Consider the following 19,252-nt stretch of genomic DNA (forward strand, 5'->3'; position numbering starts at 1 on the left):
GGTCAGCGGAAGTGGATGAAGTTCGACGGCCAGGAGTAGCTGCCGCGGGCGATGATCCGACGACCGCTCATCGACGTGTAGGTCCTGCCGAGGACCGTTCCGCCGTAGCCGCTCTCGGAGATCGCGATGGTGTCACCGTCGGCGCTGACCCAGTCCACGTAGGCCACGTGGTTCGAGTTCCACTGCGCGATGTCGCCGACACGGGGCCTCTGGTCGACGACGAAGCCCTTGTCACGGGCGTAGTTGTCCCACGTGGCGGCGTTGCCGAGGTTGCCCGGGTTCCGCACACCGTCGCGCGCGAGCCGGTAGGCGGCGAAGTTCGTGCAGTTGTTGCCCCACGCGTCGACGGGGTAGTTCCACGCGCTCTGGCCGTAGTAGCCGAAGCGCTCGATGCAGTTCTGCGTGGCGCGCGAGTAGCAGCTCCAGTTCGACGGTGCCGGCCCGCCGGTGATCGCCCAGAGGACCGACGAGGTGCCGTACACCGCGACGTTGGCGTTGCCGAGGACGCGCACGACGGAGCCGGCGCCACTCGTCTTCGTCGACCAGAGCGACACACCGCTCCTGTTGCGCACGACGAAGTTGCCGTCGGCCTGCATCGAGGCGGTGCTGCCGGTGCCGGTGGTGAACGTGGCCCACTGGCGCACGCCTGTGGCCGAGCTGAGCACGAGGTTGCCGTCGGTACCCATCTTGAGGAACCACGCGCGGTTGGCCGACATGATCTGCTCGCCGGACCGGAGCACCTGCCCGGGGAGCATCCGGTCGTAGCGGATGCCGCGGTGGTCCCAGACGGTCGTCGTGCCCTGGCGTACCTGGAGCAGGCCGTCGTTAGTCAGGGTCAGCAGCGACCCGGTCCAGCCGTTCGTGCCACTGGACCATGCGACCGTGCCGTTGGTGCGCCACATGACGAGGTTGCCGTCACCCCGGACCTGGAGCCGGTTGCCCGCTCCGGCCGTGCCGCTCGCCCAGCGCCGCACGCCGGTGGAGGTCGTGATGACGAGGTTGCCGTCCGGCTGCATCGTCGCGAAGTAGCTGCCCGTCGAGGAGCGCAACGCGGTGCCGGACGAGAGGACCTGTCCGTTCTGGAGCGTCGCCCCTGCGACGTAGGTGAACGCCCGGTCCTTGACGACGGTGCCGGCCGGCGTGGTCACCCGCATGGGGACGGCACCGGTCGCGATCCGTGCCGGCACCACCGCCGTGATCGTCGTGGCGGAGATCCGGGTGAACGAGGTCGCCGCGACGCCGTTGAACCACACGCCCTGGACGTTGGTGAAGGACGTCCCGCGCAGGGTGACGACCGTGCCACCGCGCAGCGGGCCGGCCGCCGGGGTGACCGAGGCGACCACGGGCGGGTCCTGGAAGGTGAAGCGACCGGCGCCGACGACCGGTGACGTGCCGCCGGGGGTCGTGACGCGCACGTCGACCACGGACTCGGCGTGCGCGGGCAGCGTGACCCGGAGCTGGGTCGCGGAGACGCGCGTGACGGCGGTGGCGGGTGTCGTGCCGAACACGACGGCCGAGACCCGGTCGAACCCGGTGCCCGTCACGGTGACGACGCCGCCGCCGCGCGTCGGCGCGAGGGTGGGCGACAGCGACGTGACGGTCGGCACGGGCTGGTAGGTGAACATCGCCGCTGGGGACGAGGCCGAGACGCCACCGGGCGTCGTCACGCGGACGAGCACGGTGCCAGGGGTCGCGGCCGGCGTCGTGAACCGCAGCTGGGTGTCGGACACCCGCACGAGGCCGGTGGCCGGCCGGCCACCCACGTCGACGGCCGACGCCAGGGAGAGGTTCGTGCCGGTGAGCGTCAGGACGGTGCCGCCGTGCAGCGGCCCGGCGGGGGCGGACAGCGCGGTGACCGTGGGGACGCCGACGTAGGTGAAGGTGGCGCGGGCGTTCTCCGGGCTCGTGCCGTTGGGGTTGGTCACGCGCACGGCGACGGTGCCCGCGGCGTGCGCAGGAGCGGTGACGCGCAGGGTCGTCTCGGACACGCGGACGAGGCCGGTGGCGGCGACGCCGCCGAAGCGAACGTCGCGGGCGTCGCCGAGGTGCGTGCCGGTGATCGTCACGACGACACCGCCCTGGAGGGGACCGGCCGTCACCGAGAGCCCCGTCACGGTGGGAGGCGAGCCGTACGCGTATCGGGCGGCGGAAGTGATGGGCGACGTGCCACCGGGTGTCGTCACGCGGACGTCGACCGGTCCGGACGCGTGAGCCGGGGTCGTGACGCGCAGCGTCGTGGCGGAGACACGGACGATCGCCGTCGTGACGGTCGTGCCGAAGCGCACCGCGGTTGCGCGGGTCAGTCCGGTGCCGGTCAGCGTGACGACCGTGCCGCCCCGCGGCGGGCCGGTCTGGGGGGTCAACGAGGTGATGGTCGGGACGGCCTCGTACGCGAAGGTGCTGGCCGCCGTCGCTGCGGACGTGCCGTACTTCGTCGTCACGCGGACGCTCACGACACCGGCGGCATGGGCCGGCGACGTGACGCGCAGGCTCGTGCTCGACAGGACGGTGAAGCGCGCCGCGGTCGTCCCGAAGGTCACCTTCGTCGCGCCGCCGAACCGGGCACCGGTCAGGGTAAGGACCGTTCCGCCGGCGACCGGGCCCGCGGTGACGGAGAGCGAGCCGACGCTCGGGGGAGGCGCGTACGCGTACCGAGCGCGCGACGTCAGTGCGCTCGTGCCGCCCGGCGTGCTCACCCGCACGTCGACGGTGCCGGCGGCGTGCGCCGGGGCCGTGACGCGCAGGGTCGTGGCGGACACCCGGACGACCTTGGTCGTCGTCGTGGTGCCGAACCGGACCGAGGTCGCCCGGGTGAGGCCGGTCCCGCTCAGGGTGACGACCGTGCCGCCGCCCGTCCCACCGGCCGCGGGCCAGAGCGACGTGATCGTCGGGACCGCCTCGTACGCATAGGCGTTGGCCGACCACGGGGAGGACGTGCCCGCCGCGGTCGTCACCTTGACGTTGATGAGAGCCGCTGGGTGCGCCGGAGCGGTGACCCGCAGGCTCGTGCTCGACAGCACCGTGAAGCGGGTGGTGGCGGCGCCGCCGAACCACACCGTGCGTGTGCCCGTGAACCGCTGGCCGGTGAGCGTGACCACGTTGCCGCCGCGCACCGGGCCGGCGCTCACCGACAGCGACGAGACGGCCGGCTTCGTGACCGGCGCGGGCGTCGTCGTGGTCGGCGTGGTGATCGCGGTGTAGCTGAAGCGCGTCGCGGACGTGGCGACGGACGTGCCTCCCGGCGTCGTCACGCGCACGTCCACCGGTCCCGCCACGCGCGCCGCCGGGACGGAGACCCGGACCTGCTGGGCCGACAGGCGTGTCAGGCCCGTCGCGAGGGTGCTGCCGAAGCGCACCGCGCTGGCGCGGTAGAGGCCCGTGCCCGTCAGGACGACGGAGGTGCCGCCCGCCGTCGTCGCGGAGCGGGCCGACAGCCCCGTGACGGTGGGCACCGGGTCGAACGCGAAGGTGGAGCGGGTCGAGACCGGCGACGTGCCGGACGGCGTGGTCACCCGGACGTCGACGAGACCGGCGGCGTGGGCCGGGGTCACGACGCGCACTCGCGTACTCGACACCTGGGTGATGCGGGTGACGGCGGTCGTGCCGAACCAGACCTTCGTCGCGCTGCCTGCACCGGTGCCCGAGACGTCGACCGCCGTGCCGCCTGCCGTCGGGCCGGCGACGACCGACAGGGCCACGGCTGCGGGCGCTTCGGCCGCGACGGCCGCTGAGGCACCCGTGAGCCCCGGTATGCCGGCGACGACGGCCAGGGCGACCAAGGCCGACAACAGGCGTCGCACGGTCCGTCCGTCGGCACCACGAGGGTGTTCGTTCAGCGGGGTGGGGCGGGGCAGCATTCGGCGGTCTCCTTGCAGTCAGCACGTCCGGCGAGCATTCTGCACAGGCGAAACGTCCCTTGTACGCCGTTTCGCCCTAATTGGGTCGCCCCACAGGTCCCATGAGCACCAGATGTAGTGGTCGACGCGTGGGCGCCGAGGGCGTGCTGCGGCTAGTCGACGCGCGGCAGGTCCGGCCGCAGGCGCACGACCGCCGCGCCCTGCACGACGCCGATGACGGCGAGGATCGGCCACACGAGAGACAGGCCACCCGTGACGTCACGGACGAGGCCCATGGCGACCGGCCCGACGGAGGAGACGCCGTAGGAGACGAGGAACCCCATCCCGGTGAGGCGCCCGCTCGCCTCGGGCGTCCGTGCACAACGCACGAGCAGCACGAGTGCGAGGGAGAACGCGGCTCCCTGACCGAGGCCCGTCACGACGGCCCAGAGCCACGGGGCGGTCATCGGGGCGAGCCAGATGCCCACGCACCCGGCGACGCCGAGCGCCGCCGCCGGCAGGAGGAGCCGCCGCAGGTCTGCCTCGCGGTCGCTGAGGACCGGGCCGAGCAGGCCCGACACGATCTGCGCGCCGCTGAACGCGGCCGCCAGGTAGCCTGCCGACGCGCGCGACCACCCCTGCTCGACGTAGGTGGGGGCGAGCCAGGTGACGGCGGAGTAGAAGCACCACGACTGCAGCGCGAGGTAGCCCGCGACGAGCCACGCCGTCCGGTGGCGCCACGGCAGGCGGCCCGGGCCCTCCTCGTCCGGCGTGTGGTGAGGGTTCGCCCGCACGGTGAACGGTGCCCACGCGACGACACCGACCAGCGCCACCACCGACCACGACCCGAGCGAGGCCTGCCAGCTGCCGAGGCGGTCGGCCAGCGGCACCGCCAGCGCGTAGCTGCCCGAGGCGCCGCCCATCATCGCGAGCATGTAGAGACCGGTCACGAGGCCGGTGCGCTCGGGCGGGAAGTACGTCTTGACGAGCCGGGGGAGCAGCGTGCCCGCCACGGCGATGCCGACGCCACAGACGAACGTCCCCGCGTAGAGCACGACCGTGTTGTCGCCTGCGAAGCGGCTCAGGGTGCCGCCGAGGATGCTGACGACGGCAGCGAGCACGGCCGCGGAAGCACCGGTCCGGTGGGCGATCCGGCTCGCGACCGGCGCGAAGAGGCCCATGCACAGCACCGGGAGCGTCGTCAGCGCACCCGCGGCGGCGTGGCTCAGGCCGAGGTCCGACCCGATGGCGTCGAGCAGGGGCGGGACGCTCGTGATCGCGATGCGCAGGTTCGCCGCGACCGCCACGAGCGCCACTGCCATCACCCAGACGGGCGGGAGGGGCCGGATGGTGCGGTCTCGTCGGAACACCCTCAGAGACTAGATGTGTCGATGACGAGGTCCGCGCGCCGCCTCGTCCGGTCGGCGTCGAAGAGCGCGTCCTCCTGGTCCGCCCAGCGCTGCCAGTGCGGTCGGTAGGTCTCGCCGTCGCGCGCGATCCCGCGGCGCTGCCGCAGGAGGAGGTCGGCGTCGACGAACACGGTGAGGGCGGCATACGCCCGGGCGGGGTCGACACTCGCACCGCACCCCTCTACGACGAGGTACCGGCAGGGCGGCACCTCGCGGGTGCCCGCCCACTGTTCCCGCGCCCAGCTCCACTCCCGGTATGCCGCGGGCTCACCTCGGGACAGCGGCTCGAGCACCTGCCGGGTGAGCAGCGCCGGGGACTCGGCGAGTCCGTCCCAGCCCGGGTAGAGCTGGTCCATGTGGAGGACGGCGACCGTGCCGGCCGCCCCGAGAGCGAGCTCGACACCTCCGGCGAGGGTCGTCTTGCCGGCGCCGCTCCGCCCGTCGATGGCGACCACGACGACCTCGCCGCAGCGCGGCTGCGCGGCCAGCGCGCGGACGACGACCGCATCGACGTCCGCCTGGCGCGGCGGCCGGGTCACGTCGTCCCACATGGGCGCGACCCTACCCACCGTCGCGCCCTGCCCTAGATTTGACGCCATGCCCGTCGCCACCAGAGTCATCGCCTGCCTCGACGTCGACGCCGGCCGCGTCGTCAAGGGCGTCAACTTCGAGAACCTCCGCGACGCCGGCGACCCCGTCGAGCTCGCCAAGGTCTACGACCAGCAGGGCGTCGACGAGCTGACCTTCCTCGACGTGACCGCGAGCAGCGGCAACCGGGAGACGACCTACGACGTCGTCCGCCGCACCGCCGAGCAGGTCTTCATCCCGCTCACGGTAGGTGGCGGCGTCCGCACGGTCGACGACGTCGACCGGCTGCTGCGCGCCGGCGCCGACAAGGTGGGCGTCAACACGGCCGCGATCGCTCGGCCCGAGCTGATCGCGGAGATCGCAGCACGTTTCGGCGCCCAGGTGCTCGTGCTGTCTGCGGACGTACGGCGCCGCATCGGCGACGACGGCCGGCCCACCGACGACTTCGTCATGACGACCCACGGTGGCCGCACGCCGGTCGACCTCGACGCGGTCGAGTGGTGCGCGCGGGCCGCCGAGCTCGGGGCCGGCGAGATCCTGCTCAACTCGATGGACGCCGACGGGACCAAGGACGGCTTCGACCTCGAGCTCATCCGCCGGGTGCGGGCGGCCGTGTCGGTCCCGGTCATCGCGAGCGGTGGCGCCGGCCGCGTCGAGCACTTCGCCCCGGCCATCGGGGCGGGCGCCGACGCCGTGCTCGCCGCGAGTGTCTTCCACTTCCGGGAGCTCACGGTCGGCGAGGTCAAGGACGCGCTGCGCGCGGCCGGGATCACGGTGCGCTGACCGGTCAGGAGAGGCCGAGCTCCGCACGGTGCAGGGCGGCGATGTCGTCGGCGTCGCCCTCGAGCTCCACGCGCGCGACGGACGTGCGCCCGTACGCGTACAGCACGAGCTCGCCGGGGGCTCCCCGCAGGATGACGGTGCCGTGGTCGTCGGGCAGCTTGGCGGCATGCCGGCCATGGCCCTCCGCGATGAGCACGATCCCCGTCGCAGCCTTGCGGAACATCAGCCGCGCCGTGCGGCGCAACGCCGCCCACAGCTTGCCCTCCAGCTGCGGCGAGAGCTCGCGCGGTGTCCAGTCGGGCTGGGCGCGCAGCACGTCCTCGTGGTGCACGAAGAACTCGATGAGGTTGGTGACCTCGTCGACCTTGGGGTGCGACATGGGGTTCCACGCCGGGGCGCCGCGTCGCACACGGTCGACGAGGGCCGGGTAGTCGCCGCTCGCGATCTTGCGCTGCTCGCGCTCCAGGTGGCCGGCCAGGAATGGCACCACCCGGCCGATCGAGAGGTCCGGCCGCCCGTCGCGGACCACGATGTGGGCGGCGAGGTCGCGGGTCTGCCAGCCTTCGCACAGCGTGGGCCGGTCGGGTCCGAGACGGTCGAGGTCGTCGCAGAGCAGAAGCCGTTCGGACTGGGCGTGGCGGGTCATGCCGCCATCCTCTCAGGGCGGCATCCCGACGAATCTCGGTGGCTCGTGCGCCGTCGGCTTCGTAGGGTTTGATGGTGATCGAGCTCGTGCGCCCCACCGTCGACCTGGCCGAGTCGTGGTGGGCGATGGTCGACGAGTTCGGTGGCGAGACGATCCACGGTTCGGCGTACCACGCCCGCGACCGGCGGATGCTGGCCGAGCCGGACGCGTTCGAGGCCTGGGTCGACTGGCTCGCGCGCCAGGAGCACCCCGACGAGCCGCTCCCACCCGAACGCGTCCCGTCGTCGTACCGGTGGATCGTCGAGGAGGGTCGGGTCGTCGGGAGCATCGCCGTCCGCCACGCGTTGACGCCGTCGCTCGTCGCCGAGGGCGGGCACATCGGGTATGCCGTCGCCCCGGGTTCCCGGCGCCGCGGCATCGCCCACGCCGCGCTGGGTCAGGCGCTCCGTCTGGCGGCCCGGCGCGGCATCGACCCCGCGCTCGTGACCTGCGACGCGACCAACACCGCCTCGGCGCGGACCATCGCGTCCTGCGGAGGGGTCCTCGAGGACGAGCGCGACCGCGTGCGCCGGCACTGGATCCGCACCGGCGCGCCGGCCGCGCCGATCGGGCCGGAGCCGATCGAGACGCGCGCGGCACGGCTCGTCCCGATCACGGCCGACGACGCCGGCGCCATGCTGGCGGGCAGGACGCGACGCGACTGGGCCGAGGGCTACCCACGCGAGGACGACCTGGACGCGGTGCGCACGATGCCGCCCACCGGGCCCGACGCGTGGTCGCCGCGGCACGTCGTGCGTCGCGCGGACGGGCGCGTGGTCGGGTCGATCGGCTGCCTCGGCCCGCCGGACGACGGTGTCGTCGAGGTCGGCTACGGGCTGGTGCCGGCCGCTCGCGGCAGTGGGCTCATGACGGACGTTCTCTCCGGCATGGTCCGCTCCCTCGAGGCCGCGGGGCTGCACGTCGTCGCCCACACCGCGCCCGACAACGTGGCGAGCCACCGCGTGCTCGCACGGCTGGGGTTCGAGCGTGTCGGGATAGAGGGGGCCGGGGTACAGGGGGCCGGCGGCGAGCAGGGCACCGCGGGTTCCGAGTGGCTGTGGAACAGAAGGAGCGCGGCGGGCGTTGTCAGCGACGCGTGAGAGTCTGCAGGTTCGACCAGAGAGCACGTCACCAGGGGAGCGGAGCACAGTGAACGTCCCGACCACCTCGACCCTGCGGGAGGGTCTGGCCGTCATCGGGCGTGGCATCAAGGGCCAGCCGCGCTGGTTCTCCCTCGCCGTGCTCGGCAGCATCGTCTACGGCGTCATGACGAGCCTCACGGCCGCTGCCATCGGCTACGTCGTCGACCGGGCCGTCACACCCGCCATCGCGGCGCGGCACGTCACCTCGGGGCAGCTCTGGTTCATCGGTGGCGTCATGTCGGCCGTCGTGCTGACGATGACCGTCGGCGTCATCGGCCGGCGCCTCGCCGGTGGCGTGGCGATGTTCAACCTCGGGGCGATGTACCGCCGCCGCGTCACGCGCCAGTATCTCCGGCTACCGCTGAGCTGGCACCACCGGCACCCGTCGGGCCAGCTGCTGTCCAACGCCAACGCCGACGTCGAGGCGACGTGGAACATCTTCGCGCCGCTGCCCATGGCTCTCGGTGTCATCGTCATGCTCGTCTTCGGCATCGTCCAGATGGTCGTCGTCGACCCGTGGCTCGCCGTCGTGGGCCTCACGGTCTTCCCGATGCTCTTCCTCGCCAACGTCGCGTTCCAGCGCGCGATGTCGCCGCGGGTCACACACGCGCAGCAGCTGCGCGCCGACGTCTCCGAGGTCGCGCACGAGAGCTTCGAGGCCGCCCTCATCGTCAAGTCGCTCGGACGCGAGGACCACGAGGCCGAGCGATTCCGCGCGGTGACCCACGAGCTGCGCGACGCCAACATCGAGGTGGGGCGCACGCGTGGGCGGTTCGACCCAGCCATCGAGGCGATCCCGACCATCGGCACCCTCGCCGTCCTCTTCGTCGGCACCCTGCGCGTGCGCAGCGGCCAGCTCTCGGCGGCCGAGGTCGTGCAGATCGCCTACCTCTTCTCGATCCTCGCCTTCCCGGTCCGAGCCCTCGGATGGGTGCTGGCCGAGCTGCCCCGAGCCGTCGTGGGCTGGAACCGTGTCTCGGCGGTGCTCGACGCGACGGGGAGCATGGCCTTCGGCGAGCGGGCCCTGCCGGCCGGCGCGGCGAGCCACCTGCAGGCCGAGAGACTGGCCTACGCCTACGAGATCGAGACCGAGGACGGTGGCGCCGACCTCAACCCCGCCGTCGTCGACGTCACCCTCGACGTCGCCCCCGGGTCGACGGTCGCGCTCGTCGGCCCGACGGGCAGCGGCAAGTCCACCCTCACCAACCTCATGATGCGCCTGGTCGACCCCGACACCGGCGCGGTGCTGCTCGACGAGGTCGACCTGCGCGAGGTGCGGCGCGGCGGCATCAGCGACGTCGCAGCCCTCGTCGCCCAGCAGACGTTCATGTTCGACGACAGCGTGCGTGGCAACATCACGCTCGGGGCGCAGCACGACGACCAGAGCGTCTGGCGCGCCCTCCACGTGGCCCAGGGGGCCGGCTTCGTCGAGAAGCTGTCCGACGGGCTCGACACGCACGTCGGCGAGCGCGGGGCCAGCCTCTCCGGTGGGCAGCGCCAGCGAATCGCCTTGGCCCGAGCGGTGATCCGCCAGCCAAAGCTGCTCATCCTCGACGACGCGACCTCGGCCGTCGACCCCAGCGTCGAGCAGGCGATCCTCGGCCGGCTGCGTGAGGCGAGCTCGGGCACCACCGTGCTCGTCGTCGCCTACCGGATGGCGACGATCCTGCTCGCCGACGAGGTGGTCTACCTCGAGGGCGGCCGGGTCGTCGACCACGGCTCGCACGAGCAGCTCCTCGACCGGTGCGTCGGCTACGAACGCCTCGTCACGGCATACGCCCGCGAGGCGGCCGAACGCGAGGCGATCGCCGCCGACGAGGAGTTCGACGACGAGCTCGACGAGGTCTCCCGATGAGCATGCACGCCGCGGCCCTCGTCGAGCACCATGGCGTCGCGACCGGCAAGGACATGACCACGTGGCAGACCTTGCGTCGGGGCGTCGAGCTGTCACCCGAGCTGCGCAAGGGCATCTGGGTCACCGTGGCGCTGGCGGTGCTCTCGACGCTCGGGCGTGTGCTCGTGCCCTTCGTCGTCCAGCGCATCACCGACGACGGCATCCTCGCCGCGAGTGGGCCCGACACCGGGGTCGTTGCGGTCTACATCGGCGTAGCCCTCGTCGGTGTCGTCGTGACCGCCCTGTCCGCCTACTTCGTCAACGTGCGCCTTTTCCGATCATCCGAGAGCGGTCTGGCGACCTTGCGGCTCAAGGCGTTCCGGCACATCCACGACCTCGCGATGCTCACCCAGAACACCGAGCGTCGGGGGTCGCTCGTCTCTCGCGTCACCTCGGACGTCGACACGATCTCCATGTTCGTGCAGTTCGGCGGGCTGATGCTCATGATCAACCTCGCGCAGATCACGCTCGCGACGGTGCTGATGTTCGTCTACAGCCCGTTGCTCGGCCTCGTCGTGTGGCTCTGCTTCGTGCCGCTGTTCGTCATCATCCGCAAGTTCCAGGGCATCGTCGGGCGCGCCTACACGCGGGTGCGTGAGCGGGTCGGCGACATGCTCGGGGCGATCTCCGAGGCCGTCGTAGGCGCGCAGGCCATCCGCGCCTACGGTGTCGAGGACCGCACTGCCGAGCGCATCGACGCGGCGGTCGAGGCGCATCGCAAGGCGGCCATCGGCGCGCAGGCCCGGTCGGTCATCGCCTTCACCTCGGGTCAGCTCGTCTCGGGCCTCACGACGGCCGTGGTCCTCGTCGTGGGCACGGTCCTCGCCGCGCGGGGGAGCCTGACCCTCGGCGAGCTGCTCGCCTTCCTCTTCCTCGTCAACCTCTTCACGATGCCGGTCCAGCAGGCCACCGAGATCCTCAACGAGATGCAGAACGCCGTCGCCGGGTGGCGGCGCGTCATCGGCATCATCGATACCCCGGCCGACGTCTCGGACCCTGGGGAGTCGGGCGTCACCCTGCCGCGCGGGCCCATCACCGTGCAGTTCACCGGCGTCGGGTTCGCCTACCCAGCAGGCCCGCCGGTCCTCCACGACATCGACCTGACCATCGCGCCGCGCAGCCGTATCGCGATCGTCGGCGAGACCGGCTCCGGCAAGTCGACCCTCGCCAAGCTGCTCACCCGGCTCATGGACCCCAGCAGCGGCCGGGTCCTGCTCGACGGGGTCGACCTCCGCACCGTCCGGTTCTCGTCCCTGCGCTCGCGCGTCGTGCTCGTCCCGCAGGAGGGCTTCCTCTTCGACGGCACCCTGCTCGACAACATCCGGTTCGGTCGGCCGCAGGCGAGCGAGGACGACGTCCGGCTCACGCTCACCGAGCTGGGGCTCGACGCGTGGGCGGCGACCCTCCCGCTCGGACTCGCGACCGATGTCGGCCAGCGCGGCGAGTCGCTGTCGGCGGGGGAGCGTCAGCTCGTCGCCCTGGCTCGCGCCTACCTCGCCGACCCCGACCTGCTCGTCCTCGACGAGGCCACGTCGGCGGTCGACCCCAGCACGGAGGTCCGGCTCCAGCGGGCCCTCGACTCGCTGACCCGGGGTCGCACCTCCATCGCGATCGCGCACCGTCTCTCGACGGCGCAGGCGGCCGACGAGGTGATCGTCGTCGACGCCGGCCGTGTCGTCGAGCGTGGCCACCACACCGAGCTCGTCCGGCGCGGCGGCGTCTACTCGCGCCTGCACGAGTCGTGGGTCGCGCAGCAGCAGGCCGTGTGACCGGCGCCCGACGCGTGTCTGACCCGCGGCCGCCCGGTCCAGGGTGGGGCCGCCAACCGGCAGAATGACCGGGTGATGGACGCAACCGACCCGACCGCTGACGTGACGCCCGACCAGTCGCGGCTCGACCCGACGATCGCCGAGCTGCTCAAGCGTGACGAGCACGGGCTGGTCGCCGCGGTCGTGCAGCAGCACGACACCGGTGACGTCCTCATGGTCGGCTGGATGGATGACGAGGCGCTGCGTCGCACGCTGACCGACGGCCGCGTCACGTTCTGGTCGCGCAGTCGTCAGGAGTACTGGCGCAAGGGGGACACGAGCGGCCACGTCCAGTGGGTCAAGGGGGTGCGCCTCGACTGCGACGGCGACGCGCTGCTCATCTCGGTCGACCAGGTGGGCGCTGCCTGCCACACCGGCGACCGCACCTGCTTCGACGCCCGCGTCCTCCCCGCGACGGTCGGCGGGCCTTGACCCGGGTGGAATAGCCCACTCGACGGCGGGGGCGTGTCGTCGACTGGGCGACTTCACCCGCGGTCCGTGGGACGAGCCGGGGACACGGCATTCGACCGGGTGGGCCAGAATGGCTCGGTGCCCGACTCGAACACCTCGCTCGCCCCTGCGCCCGCGCCACACGCAGACCTCGCGTGGGGGCGGACCTGGCCGAGCCTCGAGGTGTTCACCGAGCTCGCGCTCGAGCACCGTCGCGTCATTCCGGTGGTACGCCGGGTGCTGGCCGACGCGGAGACGCCCGTCGGCGTCTACCGCAAGCTCGCCAAGGACGCTCCGGGCACGTTCCTGCTCGAGTCCGCCGAGCACGGCGGCGTGTGGTCGCGCTACTCCATCGTCGGTGCCCGCAGCGCGGCCACGCTGACCGAGCGCGAGGGGCAGACGCACTGGATCGGCGAGCCGCCCGTCGGCCTGCCCACCGAGGGCGACCCCACCGAGGCGGTCCGTGACACCGTCGCGGCCCTCGCGACCCCACGGATCCCGGGGCTCCCCCCGCTCACGGGCGGGCTCGTCGGCGCCATCACGTACGACGCGGTGCGGCGCTGGGAGAAGGTGCCCGACGGCGGCCGCGACGAGCTCGACCTGCCGGAGGTCGCGATGATGCTCGCGACCGACCTCGCCGTCTTCGACCACAGCGACGGCTCGCTCCTGCTCGTCGCCAACGCCGTCAACCACGACGCCACCGACGAGCACATCGAGGACGCCTGGGCCGATGCCGTGAGCCGTCTCGACCGCATGGCCGACGAGCTCGCGGCACCCGCGCCCAGCACCGTGGCGACCATCGACCCCGTCCCGAACGAGCCGACGAGCAGCCACACCCGGCCCGAGTTCGAGGAGATGGTCGAGGCGGCCAAGGAGGCGATCCGCGCGGGCGAGGCCTTCCAGATCGTCGTCTCGCAGCGCTTCACGGTCCCGTGCCCGGCCGACGCCCTCGACGTCTACCGGGCCCTGCGGGTCAGCAACCCCAGCCCCTACATGTACCTGCTGCGCATCCCGCACCCCGACGGCACGGCCTACGACATCGTCGGCTCGAGCCCCGAGGCGCTCATCAAGGTGACCGGCCGCCAGGCGATCACCCACCCCATCGCCGGGTCGCGCCCGCGCGGCAAGAGCCCCGACCACGACGCGCACCTCGCCGAGGAGCTGCTCGGCGACGCGAAGGAGCGCGCCGAGCACCTGATGCTCGTCGATCTGGCACGCAACGACCTCCAGCGCATCTGCCGGGCCGGCACCGTCGACACGGTCGACTTCATGTCGATCCGCCGCTACAGCCACATCATGCACATCGAGTCGACGGTCGTGGGTGACCTGCGCGACGGCCAGAGCGCCTACGACGCGCTCGTCGCAACCTTCCCGGCCGGCACCCTGAGCGGCGCGCCCAAGCCCCGGGCGATGGCACTCATCGACGGCTACGAGGGCCTGCGGCGCGGGCTCTACGGCGGGGTCGTCGGCTACCTCGACTTCGCCGGCGACCTCGACATGGCCATCGCCATCCGCACGGCGCTCATCAAGGACGGTCGCGCGCACGTGCAGGCCGGCGCCGGCATCGTCGCCGACTCGGTGCCCCACCTCGAGTACGAGGAGACGGTCAACAAGGCAGCGGCGGCGCTGCGGGCGGTCGCCGCCGCGGCCGGTCTTCGTCTGCTGGGTGACCGCCCGACATGACCGTCGAGAAGAAGCGCGCCGCGCTCGTCGTCCTCGCCCCCGCCGCAGCGCTGCTGGGGCTCACGACCCAACCCTGGGCGACGGGCGAGTCCCGCGACGTGCTCAGCCAGGCCGTCACGGACGTCACCGGTGGAGCTGCGGCCCCCGGCGTCGTCGGGCTGGCAGCCGTCTGCGTCGTCGCCCTGCTCGGCCTCATGACCGGCGGCCGGGTCATCCGCACGGTGTCCGCAGGCGTCGTCGTCCTGGCGTCCCTCGGAGCCCTGGTGATGACCTTCCTCGTGGCCCTGCGGCCGGTCGACACGGTCGCCGACGCCGTCGCCCGCGAGCTCGCTCGCACCACCGCTCCCGACGCCACCGGCTCGACCACCGTCTGGGCCTGGCTCGCCGTCGGAGCGGCTGCCCTGCTCGCCGCCGGAGCCGCTCTCACCGCGCTGTCGAGCAGGTCGTGGGCAGGGCTGTCGGGACGCTACGAACGGGGTGAGAAGCCCGAGAGCGGACCCCGCGGCGAGGTGCGCACGACGTGGGACGAGCTGACCGACGGCGGTGACCCGACCCTGCGCGACGCCCCCGACGAGACCTGACACAATGACGGGCGAGGGCACGCCACGACTCGGCGCCGCCGGCCGGACCAGAGAGGACGCCATGGAAGAGCAGCACGAGGACCACGGACACAGCGTCGCCGCGTGGACGGCGGTGGGCATCATCCTGGTCGGTTCGGCCATCGCCTCCGTTGCCGTGCTCCTGCCCAACATCGTCCTCGGCATCGTGGGCGCCGTCGTCATCATCGCCGGCGCCATCGCCGGCCGGGTCATGTCCATGGCCGGCTACGGCAGCAAGGGCCACCACGCGCAGGCGGGCGCGATCGTCGACGCCCCCGACGAGCTCGGTGCCGAGACCGTCGGCAAGAGCTGAGAGCAGTGCCGACCGTTCTCGACGGGATCATCAGCGGCGTCCGCGACGATCTCGGGCGTCGTCGTGCCGCCCAGCCGCTCGCCGAGCTCGAGGCGCGGATGGCCGACGTCGCGCCTGCCCTCGACCCGATGCCCGGCATCCGCTCCGCTGAGGGTGTCGCCGTCATCGCCGAGGTCAAGCGGTCGAGCCCGAGCAAGGGTGCTCTCGCCGACATTCCCGAGCCGGGTCGCCTCGCCCGGGCGTATGCCGCCGGGGGAGCCAGCGCGATCAGCGTTCTCACCGAGCAGCGCCGGTTCGCCGGCAGCCTCGCGGACCTCGACGAGGTCCGTGCCGCAGTTCCGACCCCGTTGCTGCGCAAGGACTTCATGGTCGACGCCTACCAGGTCACCGAGGCCCGAGCGCACGGCGCCGACCTGATCCTGCTCATCGTGGCCGCGCTCGAGGACGCGCTCATGCGCGATCTCCACGACCAGGCTCGTGAGCTGGGCATGACTGTCCTCGTCGAGGTCCACGACGCCCCGGAGCTCGACCGCGCGCTCGCGCTCGACCCCGTCCTCGTCGGCGTCAACGCCCGCAACCTCAAGACGCTCGAGGTCGACCCGCGCACCGTCACCGACCTGCTGCCGCGGGTCCCCACGGGCGTCGTCGGGGTGGCCGAGTCGGGTGTCACGGGCCCGGCAGACGTGGCCACCTACGTCCGGGCCGGAGCCGGCGCTGTGCTCGTCGGCGAGGCGCTCGTCAAGGACGGCGCCCCCGAGCAGGCCATTCGGGCCTTCATCGACGCCGCCGGCGCGGTGCGGGGCGAGGCCCGTCCCGCTACTGCCGTCACGGCAGGGGAGTGAGCATGGCCATGACATCCAACGTGCCGGCATACGGCCGTTTCGGGGGTTTCGGCGGACGCTACGTCCCCGAGGCGCTCATCCCAGCGCTCGAGCAGCTCGAAGAGGTGTGGCGCAAGGCCGTCGTCGACCCAGAGTTCGTCGGTGAGCTCGAGCGGCTCCAGCGCACCTACACCGGGCGGCCGAGCATCATCACCGAGGTGCCGCGCTTCGCCGAGCACTGTGGCGGTGCCCGGGTCATCCTCAAGCGCGAGGACCTCAACCACACCGGCTCGCACAAGATCAACAACGTCCTCGGGCAGGCGCTGCTCACGAAGCGCATGGGCAAGACGCGCGTCATCGCCGAGACGGGTGCCGGACAGCACGGGGTCGCCACGGCGACCGCGGCTGCGCTGCTCGGCCTCGACTGCGTGATCTACATGGGGCGCAAGGACACCGAGCGCCAGGCACTCAACGTCGCCCGAATGCGGCTGCTCGGGGCGCGCGTCGTGCCCGTAGACCACGGCAGCAGGACGCTCAAGGATGCCGTCAACGAGGCGTTCCGCGACTGGGTCACCAACGTCGCGACGACCCACTACGTCCTCGGCACGGTGACGGGACCGCACCCCTTCCCCGAGATGGTTCGCGACTTCCACCGGGTGATCGGGGTCGAGGCGCGTCAGCAGGTGCTCGACCTCGTGGGACGGCTGCCCGACGTCGTCTGCGCGTGCGTCGGAGGCGGTTCCAACGCGATGGGCATCTTCCACCGCTTCCTCGACGACGCGTCGGTTCGACTCGTCGGGTTCGAGGCCGGCGGCGAGGGCGTCGCGTCCGGCAAGCACGCCGCGCGGTTCTCGGCCGGGTTCCCCGGCGTGCTGCACGGCGCATACACCTACGTCATGCAGGACGACGACGGCCAGACCATCGAGTCGCACAGCGTCTCGGCCGGGCTCGACTACCCGAGCGTCGGTCCCGAACACGCGTACCTGCTCGAGTCGGGTCGTGCCGAGTACCGCCCGATCACCGACGACGAGGCGATGGAGGCGTTCTCGCTGCTGTCGCGCACCGAGGGCATCCTGCCGGCCATCGAGAGCTCGCACGCTCTGGCGGGCGCCATGATGCTGGGGCGCGAGCTCGGTCGTGACGCGGTCATCCTCGTCAACCTCTCGGGTCGAGGAGACAAGGACGTCCACACGGCCGCCCAGTGGTTCGGCCTCATCGACGACGAGGGCCGCGTGGCTGACGGCGCTCTGCCCGACGAACCGGGCGCCAAGGGCTTGGGGGAGCAGCAGTGAGCGTCGGACCCGTTCTCGACTCGTGCCGCGCGGAGGGTCGCGCGGCACTCATCGGCTACCTGCCGGTCGGCTTCCCGACCGTCGAGGGCTCCATCGAGGCGATGAAGGTCCTCGTCGAGTCCGGCGTCGACATCATCGAGATCGGCGTGCCCTACAGCGACCCCGTCATGGACGGCCCCGTGATCCAGGACGCTGCGGTGCGCGCCCTCGCCGGTGGCGTCCGCCTGGCCGACATCTTCACCGCTGCCCGCGAGGTCTCGGGCCAGGGTGCGGGGGCGCTCGTCATGACCTACTGGAACCCCGTCCTGCGCTACGGGGTCGAGCGCTTCGCCGCCGACCTCGCCGCCGCCGGGGGAGCCGGGCTCATCACGCCCGACCTCATCCCTGACGAGGCGGCCGAGTGGATCGCTGCAGCCGACGCCCACGACCTCGACAAGGTCTTCCTCGTCGCGCCGAGCTCCACCCCCGACCGCCTGGCCGCCGTGACCGCCGCGTGCCGCGGGTTCGTCTACGCGACCGCCGTCATGGGCGTCACGGGGGCGCGGACGAGTGTCGGCGAGGCCGCCGACGCGCTCGTGTCGCGCACCCGTGAGCACACCGACCTCCCGGTCTGCGTCGGTCTCGGAGTCTCCACGGGCGCCCAGGCCGCCGAGGTCGGACGCTACGCCGACGGCGTCATCGTCGGCTCGGCGCTCGTGCGCTGCCTCACCGAGGCCGCGACCGTCCAGGACGGCCTCGAGGCGCTCGGCATCCTGGCGCGTGAGCTCGCCGACGGCGTCCACAGGAGCCGGTCGTGACCGGGCTGACCGGCCTGCCCGCAGCCCTCGGGGCCGCGCTTCCTGCCGAGATCCCGTCGCCCAGCGTGGGGGTCTGGCACCTCGGACCGCTGCCGATCCGGGGGTACGCCCTGTGCATCCTCGCCGGCATCGTCGTCGCGGTCTGGCTGACGCAGAAGCGCCTCGAGGCCCGCGGCCACCGCAAGGGCATCTCGATCGACATCTCCGCGTGGGCGGTGCCCTTCGGCATCCTCGGTGGGCGCGTCTACCACCTCATCACCACGCCCCAGCCGTACTTCGGTGAGGGGGGCGACCCCTGGAAGGCGTTCGCGATCTACGAGGGGGGCCTCGGCATCTGGGGCGCCGTCGCGCTCGGTGCGCTGGGGGCCTGGATCGGCTGTCGCAAGAACGGCGTGGCCTTCCGCGACTTCGTCGACGCGGCCGCTCCCGGGCTCGCGATCGCGCAGGCGATGGGGCGCTTCGGCAACTGGTTCAACAACGAGATCTACGGCGCACCGACCGACCTGCCGTGGAAGCTCAAGATCTACGAGTGGGACACCGCGGCCGGCCACGCGGTCCTCGACGCCCAGAACAACCCCGTGGTCAAGGGGTACTTCCAGCCGACGTTCCTCTACGAGGCGCTCTGGTGCCTGCTGCTCGCGGCGTTCCTCGTGTGGCTCGGACGACGGCGCGACCTCAGGGCCGGACAGACGTTCGCGGCCTACGTCATGGGCTACCCGGTGGGCCGCATCGTCATCGAGAACATGCGCACCGACTCGGCCAACCTCATCCTCGGCCAGCGGGTCAACACGTGGGTGTCGATCCTCGTCTTCCTGCTCGGCGTCTACCTCTGGCGCCGGTTCGGGGCGATGGAGCCGCCGCCCCCGCCCTCGAGCCCCGAGGACGGCGCGGACGCCACGGACGGCGCCGAAGATCCTTCGGCGAGCGCCGCCGGCAACGGGTCAAACGCCGCCGCCGCCACAGAGCCGAAGGTGGACCGTCCGGCGCAGTCCTGACGCGACCAAAGTCACGGCGCCCGTGCCGGATCAAGCACGGCGTCTCAGGATTCGGAATCAGCCGTATCAACAGGTAGGACGAGCGGCTCCTCCGATATCGTCGTCCAGAACGCCTGTGGCCAGTGCCGTCCACATGCCTTGAGTCATGTCGTGTGGC

16 protein-coding genes are annotated in these 19,252 nt (G+C 72.4%); 12 read left to right on the forward strand and 4 right to left on the reverse strand.

The window, feature by feature from the left end:
• Nucleotides 1–2 precede the first annotated feature (2 nt).
• From H9I49_RS18450 to H9I49_RS18460, 3 genes are all read right to left on the reverse strand, one after another.
• Complete coding sequence (locus H9I49_RS18450) at nt 3–3,800, reverse strand: IPT/TIG domain-containing protein (protein WP_188031865.1); 3,798 nt, start codon at nt 3,798–3,800, stop codon at nt 3–5.
• 209 nt (nt 3,801–4,009) lie between these two features.
• The gene (locus H9I49_RS18455) at nt 4,010–5,206 is read right to left on the reverse strand and encodes a CynX/NimT family MFS transporter (RefSeq protein ID WP_370587651.1); all 1,197 of its coding nucleotides are present in this window, start codon (nt 5,204–5,206) and stop codon (nt 4,010–4,012) included.
• A 2-nt stretch (nt 5,207–5,208) separates the two neighbouring features.
• Nucleotides 5,209–5,796: a uridine kinase gene (locus tag H9I49_RS18460; protein WP_188031866.1), complete on the reverse strand. Its 588-nt coding sequence runs from the start codon at nt 5,794–5,796 to the stop codon at nt 5,209–5,211.
• 46 nt (nt 5,797–5,842) lie between these two features.
• On the opposite strand from H9I49_RS18460, the gene hisF reads away from it, so the two are divergent.
• Nucleotides 5,843–6,616 (forward strand): imidazole glycerol phosphate synthase subunit HisF, encoded by a 774-nt coding sequence (gene hisF / locus H9I49_RS18465; RefSeq protein WP_188031867.1) that lies wholly within the window; start codon nt 5,843–5,845, stop codon nt 6,614–6,616.
• 4 nt (nt 6,617–6,620) lie between these two features.
• Here the strand turns inward: hisF and H9I49_RS18470 are convergent, their stop codons facing one another.
• Entirely contained in the window at nt 6,621–7,262 is a 642-nt protein-coding gene (locus tag H9I49_RS18470) for a TIGR03085 family metal-binding protein (protein ID WP_188031868.1), read from the reverse strand.
• A 74-nt stretch (nt 7,263–7,336) separates the two neighbouring features.
• On the opposite strand from H9I49_RS18470, the gene H9I49_RS18475 reads away from it, so the two are divergent.
• The 11 genes from H9I49_RS18475 (at nt 7,337) to lgt (ending at nt 19,095) form a co-directional block, all read left to right on the forward strand.
• On the forward strand, nt 7,337–8,401 hold the full coding sequence (locus H9I49_RS18475) for a GNAT family N-acetyltransferase (protein WP_188031869.1): 1,065 nt from the start codon (nt 7,337–7,339) through the stop codon (nt 8,399–8,401).
• A gap of 49 nt (nt 8,402–8,450) precedes the next feature.
• On the forward strand, nt 8,451–10,298 hold the full coding sequence (locus H9I49_RS18480) for an ABC transporter ATP-binding protein (protein ID WP_188031870.1): 1,848 nt from the start codon (nt 8,451–8,453) through the stop codon (nt 10,296–10,298).
• Nucleotides 10,295–12,106: an ABC transporter ATP-binding protein gene (locus tag H9I49_RS18485; RefSeq protein ID WP_188031871.1), complete on the forward strand. Its 1,812-nt coding sequence runs from the start codon at nt 10,295–10,297 to the stop codon at nt 12,104–12,106. Before H9I49_RS18480 ends, H9I49_RS18485 begins: the two co-directional genes overlap by 4 nt.
• Nucleotides 12,107–12,181: 75 nt before the next feature.
• Nucleotides 12,182–12,577, forward strand: coding sequence for a phosphoribosyl-AMP cyclohydrolase (hisI, locus tag H9I49_RS18490; RefSeq protein WP_188032228.1), 396 nt, complete (start codon nt 12,182–12,184; stop codon nt 12,575–12,577).
• A 117-nt stretch (nt 12,578–12,694) separates the two neighbouring features.
• On the forward strand, nt 12,695–14,278 hold the full coding sequence (locus tag H9I49_RS18495; RefSeq protein ID WP_188031872.1) for an anthranilate synthase component I: 1,584 nt from the start codon (nt 12,695–12,697) through the stop codon (nt 14,276–14,278).
• Complete coding sequence (locus H9I49_RS18500) at nt 14,275–14,859, forward strand: Trp biosynthesis-associated membrane protein (protein WP_188031873.1); 585 nt, start codon at nt 14,275–14,277, stop codon at nt 14,857–14,859. The genes H9I49_RS18495 and H9I49_RS18500 overlap by 4 nt, the downstream gene beginning before the upstream one ends.
• A gap of 61 nt (nt 14,860–14,920) precedes the next feature.
• Nucleotides 14,921–15,190 (forward strand): HGxxPAAW family protein, encoded by a 270-nt coding sequence (locus H9I49_RS18505; RefSeq protein WP_188031874.1) that lies wholly within the window; start codon nt 14,921–14,923, stop codon nt 15,188–15,190.
• A gap of 5 nt (nt 15,191–15,195) precedes the next feature.
• Entirely contained in the window at nt 15,196–16,032 is an 837-nt protein-coding gene (gene trpC / locus H9I49_RS18510) for an indole-3-glycerol phosphate synthase TrpC (RefSeq protein ID WP_188031875.1), read from the forward strand.
• 2 nt (nt 16,033–16,034) lie between these two features.
• Nucleotides 16,035–17,303 carry a tryptophan synthase subunit beta gene (gene trpB / locus H9I49_RS18515; protein ID WP_370587652.1) on the forward strand — a complete coding sequence of 423 codons (1,269 nt, stop codon included), beginning with the start codon at nt 16,035–16,037 and terminating at the stop codon, nt 17,301–17,303.
• A complete protein-coding gene (gene trpA, locus H9I49_RS18520) occupies nt 17,300–18,100 on the forward strand; it encodes a tryptophan synthase subunit alpha (protein WP_188031876.1) in 801 nt (266 codons plus the stop codon). Before trpB ends, trpA begins: the two co-directional genes overlap by 4 nt.
• Nucleotides 18,097–19,095, forward strand: a complete 999-nt coding sequence (gene lgt / locus H9I49_RS18525) for a prolipoprotein diacylglyceryl transferase (protein WP_188031877.1) — start codon at nt 18,097–18,099, stop codon at nt 19,093–19,095. The genes trpA and lgt overlap by 4 nt, the downstream gene beginning before the upstream one ends.
• Nucleotides 19,096–19,252 lie beyond the last annotated feature (157 nt).

Origin of the sequence: Terrabacter sp. MAHUQ-38 (genome assembly GCF_014518425.1) — a bacterium.
Classification (GTDB): Bacteria; Actinomycetota; Actinomycetes; order Actinomycetales; family Dermatophilaceae; genus Terrabacter.

Excerpts from the sequence above, each read along its gene's own strand:
- H9I49_RS18460 (WP_188031866.1), bottom strand. The coding sequence starts at position 5,796 with ATGTGGGACGACGTGACCCGGCCGCCGCGCCAGGCGGACGTCGATGCG.
- hisF (WP_188031867.1), top strand. The coding sequence starts at position 5,843 with ATGCCCGTCGCCACCAGAGTCATCGCCTGCCTCGACGTCGACGCCGGC.
- H9I49_RS18470 (WP_188031868.1), bottom strand. The coding sequence starts at position 7,262 with ATGACCCGCCACGCCCAGTCCGAACGGCTTCTGCTCTGCGACGACCTC.
- H9I49_RS18485 (WP_188031871.1), top strand. The coding sequence starts at position 10,295 with ATGAGCATGCACGCCGCGGCCCTCGTCGAGCACCATGGCGTCGCGACC.
- hisI (WP_188032228.1), top strand. The coding sequence starts at position 12,182 with ATGGACGCAACCGACCCGACCGCTGACGTGACGCCCGACCAGTCGCGG.
- H9I49_RS18500 (WP_188031873.1), top strand. The coding sequence starts at position 14,275 with ATGACCGTCGAGAAGAAGCGCGCCGCGCTCGTCGTCCTCGCCCCCGCC.
- H9I49_RS18505 (WP_188031874.1), top strand. The coding sequence starts at position 14,921 with ATGGAAGAGCAGCACGAGGACCACGGACACAGCGTCGCCGCGTGGACG.
- trpB (WP_370587652.1), top strand. The coding sequence starts at position 16,035 with ATGGCCATGACATCCAACGTGCCGGCATACGGCCGTTTCGGGGGTTTC.